General features: G+C 50.6%; 8 protein-coding genes. 1 reads left to right on the forward strand and 7 read right to left on the reverse strand.

Annotation, left to right across the window (positions count from 1 at the left end; all coding sequences use genetic code 11):
• Window positions 1-369: 369 nt before the first annotated feature.
• From V2L32_RS00755 to V2L32_RS00775, 5 genes are all read right to left on the reverse strand, one after another.
• Entirely contained in the window at window positions 370-690 is a 321-nt protein-coding gene (locus V2L32_RS00755; RefSeq protein ID WP_331232225.1) for a hypothetical protein, read from the reverse strand.
• A gap of 101 nt (window positions 691-791) precedes the next feature.
• Complete coding sequence (locus V2L32_RS00760; protein WP_331232226.1) at window positions 792-1,622, reverse strand: hypothetical protein; 831 nt, start codon at window positions 1,620-1,622, stop codon at window positions 792-794.
• Window positions 1,623-1,753: 131 nt separating this feature from the next.
• Window positions 1,754-2,041: a hypothetical protein gene (locus V2L32_RS00765; RefSeq protein WP_331232227.1), complete on the reverse strand. Its 288-nt coding sequence runs from the start codon at window positions 2,039-2,041 to the stop codon at window positions 1,754-1,756.
• 571 nt (window positions 2,042-2,612) lie between these two features.
• Entirely contained in the window at window positions 2,613-7,541 is a 4,929-nt protein-coding gene (locus tag V2L32_RS00770) for a sacsin N-terminal ATP-binding-like domain-containing protein (protein WP_331232228.1), read from the reverse strand.
• 136 nt (window positions 7,542-7,677) lie between these two features.
• Window positions 7,678-8,520, reverse strand: a complete 843-nt coding sequence (locus tag V2L32_RS00775) for a DUF429 domain-containing protein (RefSeq protein ID WP_331232230.1) — start codon at window positions 8,518-8,520, stop codon at window positions 7,678-7,680.
• An 83-nt stretch (window positions 8,521-8,603) separates the two neighbouring features.
• On the opposite strand from V2L32_RS00775, the gene V2L32_RS00780 reads away from it, so the two are divergent.
• A complete protein-coding gene (locus tag V2L32_RS00780) occupies window positions 8,604-9,434 on the forward strand; it encodes a hypothetical protein (protein WP_331232231.1) in 831 nt (276 codons plus the stop codon).
• Window positions 9,435-9,472: 38 nt separating this feature from the next.
• On the opposite strand, the gene V2L32_RS00785 is transcribed toward V2L32_RS00780, so the two are convergent.
• Window positions 9,473-10,351, reverse strand: a complete 879-nt coding sequence (locus V2L32_RS00785; protein WP_331232232.1) for a competence protein CoiA family protein — start codon at window positions 10,349-10,351, stop codon at window positions 9,473-9,475.
• 286 nt (window positions 10,352-10,637) lie between these two features.
• Window positions 10,638-11,627, reverse strand: coding sequence for a HEAT repeat domain-containing protein (locus tag V2L32_RS00790; RefSeq protein WP_331232234.1), 990 nt, complete (start codon window positions 11,625-11,627; stop codon window positions 10,638-10,640).
• Window positions 11,628-12,564 lie beyond the last annotated feature (937 nt).

A 12,564-nucleotide genomic window follows, 5' to 3' on the forward strand; every position in this document is an offset into this window, starting at 1 on the left:
GCGGCCCCCACCATCCACCGCCGCACTTCATTCCGCCCGGTGGTTGGTTGTATTGTTGGGTTGATTACTCGTGGGTAGATCTCTTGTTCGTCGTTGTTCGTCTGAGCGTCCAGTCGAAATGGCTTCGTCGGCCGTCACAACATCGTGACGGGTGAGTGCTCTCCAATTTATCTCACTCAAACTTCGCATTCACATGAGGAGCTGGTCTACGTTGTAACCGGTGATACCCACTGTTGGCCCGTAACCACTCCCAAGAATTTCAATGCTTGAAGGGGTGTCGTATAACAATCTCAGGATGAGCTATGTGAATTCTGCTATCCAATTCGCAGTGCATATCGTTCGAAGTGTCTGTAATAACGAATCGCTTGATTATAGTGAGATATTGATCCCAACCTCTGATAAGATCTCATGAATAACGAACCCGGTTATAATCGAAGAGGTCACAGCTAACGCGATTATAAACAATGGAAATGATAATTCAATGAATAGTATCATTAGAAGACCATACATGATGTTAAAAATCAATCCGATTGCAGCGTATAGGCCGAGTTTTTTGAAATCGATCGTCCCTCCGCTGGATTCGATCGAAATTACTGTGTCCGAGCCGGTGTCCGCCCCGAGTTTTCCATCTTCCTCTTGTTCGAAAGGCTGTTGCTGATGGGATTCGCCTGAATCAGATTGTTGAGCCATTATGTACACCTACTGTTGTCATATCGTGCTAAATAATAGTTCCTATATAGTTGTAAGTCAACAGTTCAGTGGCTCGATGAACAGTCGCTATGCGGGTGAGCCTATTCCAAACATTCAATATTGATTTCCATAATCTCGTATGAATCAGTAAATCCTTCACTGTGACCAATAAAACTCATGCCGGATTCGTTAGGTGCTAATTCCCCTGTCGCCGTTTCTTCTGCGACCTCCTCTTCAGCGTTGTAAAAGGCTACAACAATTTCATACTCTATTGAAGCGGTTCCGAAATTAACAAACGATACGTCTATATCAGTTAGTCGATCGGGATCGCTGTGAGATTCTATCGGTTGCTCTCGGGGAAGGATAAAATAGGAGCCACAATCTTCTGTCTCAGAGAGTTCGTCGACTTCTATCTCAACTTCGTATTCCTCGGTTGCGAGCGCCTCCTGTTGAGCGCGAGTGAACTTTGCGAATGTAAATCCAAGCTCGTCAACAAATTCGATGGTTCGGTCATCATCTCCCGGAACAAATATCCCAACACTTTCGGTAAAACCGTCTGTGTCGTCAAACAATATACCAATTGTAACATCCAAATAGATATTTTCAAGTGTATGGTTTTGGAGTACGAACTCGATTTCTATGTTGTCTTGAGAGTTATATTGGGAGATGTGATGGCTAAGACCCTCTACGACTATATTTTCTTGTTGTTCGTCGTCCTCTCTACCTTCATCGTCTTCTTCATCCTCCTCCGTTTCCTCAGTTTCATCCTGTACTGAGGATTCGCCATTCCCCTCACTCTCTTGATCGTTGTTATCAGACCCCTCTGACTGTTCTTCTTCGTCCGAGACCTCTTCATCGAGATCGTCTAAACATCCCGCTGAAGATAGTATCCCGAACCCACCGAGTGCGATGAGCACGTTCCGTCGATTCATACTTGTGTAACCCCCCTACTATTACAAAAACCTGTACAAGTTTGTCTTGTGTCCGTTCGGCGTTACATCTGTTCTGAGACCCCTTCCCCTTCTCGACGATGCGAACCAGTTACCGCAGTTAGATTTGTGGTCTAGAACGGGAGCTTTCCTTGCAATGTGTAATAATTTGCGATGGTTTCTCGCCAAGAATAACCGTAGTAGTCTCTATGAACCTTATAACTCTTAAAATATGTGCTAGACGACATGTCAACTTCTTCTATAATTCCATACTTTTCTAACTGAGAAACGGTCTCATCCACCTCAGCATTTGATAACCCGACCTCTGCACCCACGCCCATCGTATTGTCATTCCCCTTATTCGCGAAGTGCTTAAACACTTCAAAACTCGCGGGCTGTGGCTGGTTGTTGTTCTTCTTCATTACCTTAGGTAAGTTCTCACCGCTTATAAATATTTGTATTTTTATCATTTGACTACCAATTACGTTTTGTAATAATGTATTAACCTTAGTAGTATTATAGCAAGATGTTCTTCATCTATTGTAAATCTACTTATTCGTGCCGAAAGACCAGAATAGTATAAATTTTATATATATATATATATATATATATATATATATATATATATATGTATGTATGTATATATTTATTAATTTAATCAAGGCATGTAGTGTACATCCGACGAACCAGCCAGGACCACTCGGACACCCCGACTAGATCACATATAATGCGAGGATAACGATGTAGTAATACACGTCACGAACGGTTCTGTACGATCCATAGAACCAGACGGAACCGGACGATTGATGTCGGATATGATGGCTTCTGTAACTGCCGAATAACGACGTACTTTGATTAGAAGGACAAAATCGGAATCAAAAACACTATTAAAACAAGGTTAGTGAGTAAGCCATCCATCTTTAGCAAATACATACAGTAATACCCCCTGTGAAAGACCTTGCCAGGCCTAATTAGATAAATCAGGCCAAGCTATCATTCATCCCAGTAAATCGCCCGTTCCACAACCTCACCAGCTTCTGCGTGGAATTCGGAGAGATTGACCTGTACCTCACGAGTTTGTGATCGGACGGTCTGCTCACGCGAATCGAGTGTAGAAAACGGGTTGGGAACTTGGATAAGCTTGGCCACCCCACTTTTTCCGGTTTGGAGATCGGTAGCGACGTACAGGTAGTACGTCTCTCGCAGTTCGCTGCTGGCTGACTTCCACTCGTTCCAGCTGATCGATGGTCGTCGAGAGTTCGACCCTGAGGATTTGACCTCGATACACCGCTCCGGCCATTTCTTATCGCGAGAGACGATCAGAAAGTCAAATCCTGGATACGGCTGTGAGATAACACCTTTCTCCTCCAGTTTACAGAGAACCGGGCCGGCTAACTCGTCGTCGCGTGCCTCGTTGTAACGGTTACTTGTATGGACGAAGTGGACGTACCGCTTTGGATCCTCACAGCCTTCCTCTCGTAGTCGCTCTATCTCTGCGAGATACGTCGCCTCCATTCCGAACCGGTCGATCCTGTCGATGTAATTCGCCGTCACCGTCGCGTGTTGCCTCGAATCAGCTCCACCACTACCACCACCCCTGCCTGAAGGCTCTGGCTCTCTATCCTCGTACTCTCGCTCGTGTGTGCTTCCAGTTGCCTCACCGGTAACGTCCTTCACCTCGCTATCACCAATCCGAGTGAGTTGATCTGGATCAGGTACACCGGAACCATCCCGCGTCACCGTCTCACCCTCATCGGCACGTTCTAACTGCGAACCGTTCGACCGACCGCGCTCTCGATCAGACCGTTCCTGTAGAGGGCGTCTTACAGGACGCTCGATCGATGAGTTCTCTACAGGTTGGATTATCACGGTCCCTTTCTCTTTCCCGTCCAGCGCGGCGAGACGCGCGTTGAGCTCGCGCTCACTCGATGGTGCACTCGCTGCTTGAAGCTGGTCTGCCATCGCTCGTTGATCCGGCGCGTTTTGAAGCAGTACGTAGATCGGCTCCCAACTACTCAGCCCTGCGTAATCCGCGAAGGCTTTCGCGAGGATCTGCTCTGGTGGCTCGGAGACGGGACCATCACTCTCGGTCACAACGTACACCTGAGCGCGATCACCCCGTTCGTCCCTCTGTATAAAGTACTCCGCAGATCGTTGGAGAGGCGACACCTCTCCATCGGCCTTCAAACTGTACTCGACCTCGAGAGATCCGACGAGCCGAAGCGAGTTCATGAATCGTGAGAGTGCATCCGCATCTCGCTTTTGAAGATCCTGGCTGCTGCGTCTTGCTTTCAGCCGACAGAGGATGTATGGTGCTGCTGGCCTGAGCCAATTTTCGAGAAACCGACCGGTGTCCTCAGTACGCTCTTCATCGATGAGTGGTGTTTCTTCGACCGCCTCGACGAGATCAGTCATTCCGAAATGAACGCCGATACGGGGTGTATTCTCCCCCGTGAGCACGAAGATCGGGACATCCAGATCGCTGAATCGTGTCGTCTCCTCATGGCTGCGGGTGAAATACACGGTAGAGGCCTCTCTGAACGTCAGCTCATCTCCTATGAAACACGGTACTTGGACATCACCGAGTCCGGTCACTTCCGGATGCCACTCGGCCGATTGAATAACACCCTGGTTTTCGAGTGGAGGGAGTTCCTGACCGAGATAGCCATATGCCGCCTCGATCTCAGCGTGATAGGACTCCAATGGAGGCCCGTCTCTCGAAAAGTGGGTGATGACATCATAGATTCGGTCAGCAAATCGCTCGACATCAGAGGGAGTGAGATCATCTGCTGCAACTCTTTGCCGAATTGATAACGCACGGAACAATTCAGGTGACTGTTCGAAGGCCTCATGATAGACCTCCCCCGATAACGTCGGGAGTAGTGGATAGCGTTTTGTATCGATATCTACGGAGTACCGCTCGACCTCTGTCTCGGAAAGCAACCAGGCATCTTTCGGAGGGACCTGCCCGAGAACGGTTCGCAACCATGTCGCCCGGCGAAGTTGCCAGAGCCAGAGATTCGCTTTCAGCCGTACTTTCTCTTCGTCGGTGAACAAATAGGTAGTCCCCCCTCTGAGTCGTTTATTGCTATAGAGTGCAACCGTGGCTTCGGCGTGCACTGAGAGGCGATCCCACCATTCGTACAGATGCCAAAAGAGCGTAGTAGCAAACGACTCGTCCCGTGTGGCATCGATAATCTCGTAATCAAATTCTAATCCGTTAACCTGCCAAATAAACGGGCGCTCACCATCGTCCTCGTCCGCTTCCTCCTGTGCTCGCGTTCGAAGGTCATCGAGGTATTCCTCAATCTCTGAGGACTCGAGAGCACGAGGGCTGAACGGGCTCTCCGGATCAACAACGGACTCAGACGCCATCTGCACGTCCTCTCCCTGCCGATATTGGTGACTCTGTGTCGGATGGAAAAACGGAGTGATACGAACGTGCTCTGAAACGCCGAGCCACCGGAAGAACTCGATCCATTCCGTGACATCATCCTCTTCATCAATTCCGAACCGCTCTGGTGGTGCAAGAATCGGGGCCTGTATCCCCGCCTCGCTCAGGAACTGCTCGACGCGTGCTTCTCGAGGTTGCCCACGCTGCCACAACGCGCCGAAGTAGAGCTCATACGCCCGTGCCCATTCACCATTGGCGGTCGGAAGCGGAAGCGCACAGAGGCTGTAGTACTGCTCTGCGGCTCGGTACTCGTACGGCAGGGGTTCATCCGGTGAGACCGCTCGCTGTCCGCTGGTGCTACTACAGGCCAGTCGCTGGATGAATTCGATGACGGTCGTATCACGGAGTGAGCTGTCATCGGCCGCCGGTGTGTTCGGACCAGGGAGCAGTGGATAGATCCCTTTGTCAGCGATCTCCGCGAACGAGAACTCGTTGATGTCCCAGATTGCCTCGAGGATACTTTCGAACTCACCACCTTCGAGCACTCTCCTACGAGCCTCTGCATCGGCTTGACTAGACCCACCTGCAAAGTAGAGGTCTCGTGGGAACAGTCGGATATCAGCGAGTGCATCCGCCGGTACGTCCTGTTGGGGTGGAAAGAAGCAGGCGATACGCTCGGGCGTCGTTTGATGTTCGTAATAGGGACCTGCCTCTTCGGCTATCGGATCGCCAACGGGGAACACCGCCTCAGTACGAGCGGCCTCGGTGAATCGTTTTTTCATATCGTCGTCAGTGATCGTCTGCCAGGTCTCTAACAGCGCGTAGAGTATCGGATCAACGGTAAGCCGATCATCGTCGTCTCGATACTGGAGAACCGCATTCTCATCGGACGCCGCTCCAAGAACGCGTGGAGTCATCCACGGCTCTAAACTGGACGCACCGAGTCCGATCAACACCGAAGCAACGGATGGCTCGAGTAGGGAAGTGTCGGGGAAATATCCCGTGACGTCGATGTCTTCCACTGAAACACGCTCGCGCCCGTAGATCATCGCAACTAGCGTCCCGAGTCGCTCTTTATCGGGGTGAACATACGGCACAAGTACGTCTCTGAGCGGTCGTGGGTCCGGATCGAACCCACTCGCTCCTGAGGCGAGTTGCTCTAACCGAGGAACGAACGCAACGTCAGCAAGCGCATCTCTGAGCGCATCGATAAAACACCGATTGACTGGATTACTACTGGCGGTCTCGTCCTCGAGGACAGCGGTGAAATCGATCGTCCGAAGGAACTCCGCAATGGTCGTATCCGTTTCCGCTACGAACGCAAGGACGTCTTCTGCAATCGTTGCTGCAGCCTGTTCGAACAACCACCCGTTGAGACCAACGACAGCTCCTGTTTCCGGATCGGTCGGCATGTTCAGACTGCGCCGCGCAGTACTGACCTGGAACGTTCCGTTTACCAAGGCAGGGATCGGACTCCGTTCTTCAGTCGGGAGAAAGACGTGAATGAACGGCCGTTGATTTCTGTCCGTGCCGATGTGAAGGGGCGTGAGCTTGGTTTTGCTATTCTGTTGCTCGAGACCGAACGCAACACTCGTGCGTAATCGACCGATATCGTCCAGAAGGGCTGTGTCGATCCCGACGAAAGAGCGCTCTGGAAGCAGGTGTTCGCGGCTGAAGACGACCATTTTTTCCGAGCGCTCGGGTCGAGTCGCGTCGTCCAAATCACCCTGGCAATTGATCTCGACGATGGTTGCATCGACCTCACCAGCCCATAGGGTTCGATCGATCGTCCAAGTGCGCTCTCGATTGCCAATAGCCAGCTCAATCCGATCGGTGTTCGGCAAGAGAGCGATCGTCTCCCGAGTGATGCGTTTTGTGAGTGTTGAAGCGATCGTCTCGTACGTTTGCTCGTTCGTGTCTGCTGAGAACGGGAGTCGAAATACAGTGGTGAATTCATCGTCAAGAAGTGAGGCGACGTTGGTGGTCGCTTCTGCTGGAAACGGAAGCGGCATCAGTGGAACTCGCTCCGTATACCCGTCGACGTCGATATCGCTGGCCCGAAGCTGGTCTCTAATCGCCCTTCGAGCCTTTTCGCGATCGAACTCAGCAGCAAGCAATCCGTCTCCGTTCCGGGAAAAGACCGCTGGGGTGTCCGTGACATCGAGAACCGAGGTAAAGCCTCTCCCTTTGTGACCGATCGTTGCCTCATCATTCGAAGCCCCTTTCGTCGTCTCGGTAAGGGTGGTGATTGCGGTTAGGTCATCAACATCGAATGCACGCCCAGTGTTCGCCACAAGGAGGCCCTCTTCATCGAGTTCAAATCGGATACATCGATTTTCCACCGAAGAGCTCGGCATCTCATCGTCAGCGTTCTGGAGAAGTTCGAAGACGAACCGTCGACTGTAATCGGCACTGTCCGCAGCCTCAAGCTTGAAATCCTGGCTGATTCGCTTCTGATCGTTCGCATACGTTTGCAAATGGGTCCGACGAATATCCTTGAGAGAGCTCTGGAAATCCACTTCTGCCATTGACGATATATATCCGGCCCATTTATGTTAAGGCTTGGCAATGTCAGTTTTGATTGGATGATCTGCCCTCGTAATATAACCACTCAAGACTTCTCAAAAGGACCCAGAGACCGCTCTGAGATCGAAATTTGGCGACTCAGACGATTATTTTCCCCTCGATTCCCACCTCATCGTCTAATGGCTCTTTTTCCGCGAGAGCCCTGATTACAGCAAACGCACAGACGAGGCTATCGAGTGCATCATCGTTTTTCTCTGCTTGTTCACGATGAGCAGCATCGAAATCGAGGCCATCAGCCTTTAAACGATCAAGGATCTTCTTCCGGCGAGATTTCCCATTTTTATGATGATTTTTGTATCCATGTCGATAGGTTCGAAGACTTCCGAGAGTGGCTGCTGGATACGTTTCAACAATCCAGGGGACGTTCAACGCAGGCTTCTGCATCGGGAGCACTCTCGCCGACCGATCGTCGACCAACGGGTGGAGCAGGTCCTTGATTCCGTAGTACACCTGGTGTTTGATCTGAGGCCCAAGCGGTGATTGAGCTGCAGTACAGATATCCGTCTCTCGTCGTTTCTCGGGATCTGAATCATCCAAGCCCTCGAGACGGTCGGTGCAAAGTCCTCTGAATTCTTCAGGCGTGGTTGCTTTGGAGAACTCAGTACGAAATTCGGCGATGAACTCAGCCCACTCCCTATCCTCGGGATCAACGTGGGCGGATTTCGGCAAGCTAAACGGAAAATCGAACCCGAAAATAGCCGTTTTCGATCGGTAACACGTGATGAGCGAGAGCAAACTCTCGAGTATCTCTTCACGCTGTGGTGTATCAAACCGGTCAGCGGCGGACTCGACTGAATCGATAGTAAACCCGGATCCGGAGCGACTTGCTTCGGTAATGTAGATCTTCGATCCAGCGTTTTTCGCACCGCTGAAATCGATCCCGTATACGGTATCACGAGAATCGATCAATTCTTGTTCCATTTCACTAGATTGTTATCGGAACTGATAATGAGTGTCTCTATCATCACAACGGCATCACAACTAACGGGATAGTGTCTGTGACCATGAGTAACACAACAGGCTATGATCTGGACGTACAGGAGCTCAGAACCCTCGCTCATGCCGTGTATAACGATTACGAGACGAAAAACGGCCCCTTCCAAGAGTATGATCTGCCCGAGTATGACGTCATCTACGATATTCCAGATGGGCGTGAACGTGCGAATTTCATCACACTGCTCGTTACCATCAATCTCAACGTCGAAACCTCCGGAACCGATGGCCTCTGGCAAACCGCTCTGAAGGCGTATGAATCCGACCGCTACAGTTGGATCTTCGACGTCGATGCAGTCGCAGAGCGCCCCCAGCTCGATCTGTACACGGAGGCGTTCAAGCCTCTCGGGTGGAAAAGCAACAACGCCTACGTGTTTTGGGCGAAGAACGCGACGACGATAGCAGAGCACTATGATGGAGATATCCGCAATCTATTCGAACACTGCTCAGACGACGCTGTCGCTATTCAAACGGTTACTCAGACGGAGAACCCAACCTGGTTTCCGTCCCTCAAGGGTAAGAAGGTTAGTGCACTCTGGTTACGCCTAATCGATGAAGAAATCAGGTCACTCGAATCGATCGAGAAAATATCTATTCCGGCCGATCGCAACATCTTACGGGTAACAGACTATCTCTGCACAGAAGATCTCGAAGAACGCACAGAGACGAATCTCAAAGCCACCCGAGAGCTCTGGGAGACGGTCTGCGATGGAACTGATCTCGTACCCGTGTACATCGATAAGCCGATATGGATCTGCGGCAAGCAATCGATCTACCCAGGATTAGATTTCTGGAATGAGTGGGGCCGTGAGTACCTCGGTGAGAAAGCGAAACATGTCTGAATAACAGCTTCGATTACAGAGCAACGATCAACTCAGTCTCATTCGGAGCTCAACTCGGAGCGATCCGGTGTGTCTCGTGCGGTGTTGTCGGTTTTCTGTTGGCGTTCAGCCGGCGTCTCGACGTTCTGACCCAGATCGCTAAGTGTCACATCGGCGAGTCCACATCGATTACACTCCCTCCAGAATGCGGGTTCACGGAGATCGACGAACTTGTGAGCGTCTTCATCGCATACCTCGCCATCCACCATCCGCTGGAAGATTATTTGCACCGGTGGATTTGGCGTCCGGACTTCGGTCACTATACGACGTTTCAAACGCCGTCGCTCTTGCTCTCGCTCACGCTCCTTTTCAGCTCTCTCGGTGTCTTCGTGCCGTTTCCGCTCACGCTCATTTCGTTTCCGTTCCCGCCGCTCCTCTCGCTTCTTCTGCCGCTTCCACAAGCGTCGACCTCGTTCCCACGCCGCCCGGAGTAAGGAGCCGTCGCCCCACTCGAGGTGCACCGTTGCAGGGACCCCCCGGATCACGCCATCAGACTGCTTGACCGATTCTCTCAACTCTGCGAGAACGTCGATTTGCTCCGAGTGTTCGACGGCCTTTGGCCAAACGTTAATAAAGTCAGCTTCTTGGAGATCAACGGAATACTCTTCTAAATCGAATGCCGCTTCTTCGAGCCAAAGCGTTGAAATTTCGTGATCGAGATACTCCTGTTCGACCGCTTGGCGATCCTTGGCCTCGTTACGATACTGACACTCAACAGCTATCCCTCGACCGTAGGGAAACATCGGTTCTTCAAAGATCACCAAAACGTCGGGGCGTCGATCACCGACCCGTTTTGTATCGATATAGAGCCCGTCATTGGCGATCGGGACGGGGAATTCCAGCTTGAGAAAATCAGCTACGATACTCTTCATTTTCATGTGAACGTCCGATTCTACTCCACAATTACCGTTCCCGTGTCTGAAGTGAGACGCTACGAGTTTCCCATTCTTGGGATATGGTTTGACAAGACTAAAAGACCGACCACAGCCTGGACATCGAAGATCCATCTCTTGAGTTGCCATCGCTGGAGTGATCATTTGTCCCTCAGATGTCTCCGCGACGAATGGCATACGTTTCTTATATTTATTCAAACATATAAATGTGGCCAGGGGTTGGTTAAATCCTTCCGTGTCCTCACTACCGCAATGACGAGTCTCTAAGGTTCTATGGCGAACACCGCTCGATCGCCCAGGCAGCGCACTGGCGAACTTCCGGGTCGGGATCAGTATCCACAATGGTTTTGAGTGATTCCAAAGCAGCGGTCGATTCGAGATGTCCCAACGCTCGACAGGCGTTTCTTCGGGCTTCAGGTGACGAGACACTAAGAAGCTCACAGAGGGGTTGTTCTGCTTGTTCAACAGCTTCGCTATCACACTGGGCTAACTCAATAATCACGGCTGCGGCATTCGAGTGAATGAATTCATCGTCCTCCTCAAGCCCCGATATCGCGACCGAGGAATGCTCGAGGACGGTATCAGGGTGTTCTTTCGCTATGTCCGCAAGAAGGGCAAGCCCATTGCCCCGGGCCTTCGGTCCTCCCTGAACACTAACCAGGGCCACCTCATCGACGACAGAGACAGCAGCGGAGGGGAATTCGGACGTGACCGCTCCGAGTGCAGAGAGTGCATTCACCTGTTCTGGAGCCGTTCGGTCCCCAATTTTGTTGAATAGCTGTGGGACGATCGGTTTGATTTCATGGGGATACGTATGAGCGATCTGTGAGAGGACATACATCGTATTGATTCGCGTCGTGTCCGATCCCTCCTCTACGAGAACGCTCAATGTCGGAATGCTCTCGAGTATTTGGGCAGGTATGACGTCAACGAGTTCTACACAACACCCGCTTGCTGCTTGGGTAACTGGCCCAGACTCGGTCGAAATACGATCCGAGATCAAATCCCAATGCTGTGCAACTTCGTCGGGATGAACGGTAGCTAACTGACGTAGACATCGAAGCGAGAGAGCGTCGTTGAGCGCTGGTCGCTCGAGAGCCTTAATCGCCTCATCGACAAATCGCTCTCCAGGCTCACCAGCCCTCGTCACGTTCATCAGTGCTACAATGGCATCAGCGTGCTCTTCGACGTGAACTGGAGGCTTTTGAAAGACAGAATACAACGCCTCGAGGTCAACGCTATCCGGATCGCTGATCGACATTTCTCGAAGCCGTGCTGTTGTAGTAGGTGAGGTCATTGCGGTGATAGAACCTATCTTGGGTTGTATATCTCCTGGCTACGGGTTCGTTGAGTAGTAATTTCTATTTGTCCAATTCGGAGTGAATTAGTTGGTATTGGCCACTTATTGGCAAATTTTGTTACTATTTTTAATTGATGCGGCAAGAAGTGTTAAGATGCACAGGAATATTTTTTGCGAAGAGATCCAGCTCGCTATCGGATTCTCAAAGATATTTCGGAGCGACATGCCGAGGTACGTTTAATCTGGTTCGACCCGGGCGCGATCTAGAAGCGGTAATTGGATGCTGACTTCCCTGCGTAGTGGCGTGTCAATCGGAAAAGCACAATACGCTGGCTTCGTCGCTTCGCCCATAACTGTAATGATCATCGACCGAATCAGACGCGTAACAATTGATCATCTGTCAAGGAGGTAATTTAGACGGCGCCGATTCACTACTTGCAACCATTGTATGTGTAATCGGAGTACCTCACACAAAGATCGAATAATAAATAATAGCCGAAACAGATTTTCATTACTGGCATATTGATTGAATATGGTATTCAGTGTATTGACAGACCATGAAGTAGAGATGTTACGGTTATACTCGGTCGAGCACCCTACCGGGATCGATATCCGAAATGTCGATAACATAGTACAAGATTGGAAATCCACAGATAGTATCAATTGGATGAAAATACGTATAGTAATCTAACTACAGAAGAGCGCGTCAGCATACAAGTATTAAAGCTGAGAAAGCTGGGAGGCACGGAGGAGATCGGTGTAATAAACCAACTCCCTCTATTTCTCGAGAACACTATTAGTCGCGGGGTAGATATTCTCGAGATGCATGGGGATCGGCATCGTTTTGATCCTTGTATCAATCTAATTACGAGATTAGATCACGAAGATCTCGAAAAAT

Origin of the sequence: Halalkalicoccus sp. CGA53 (genome assembly GCF_036429475.1) — an archaeon.
GTDB lineage: Archaea > Halobacteriota > Halobacteria > Halobacteriales > Halalkalicoccaceae > Natronorarus > Natronorarus salvus.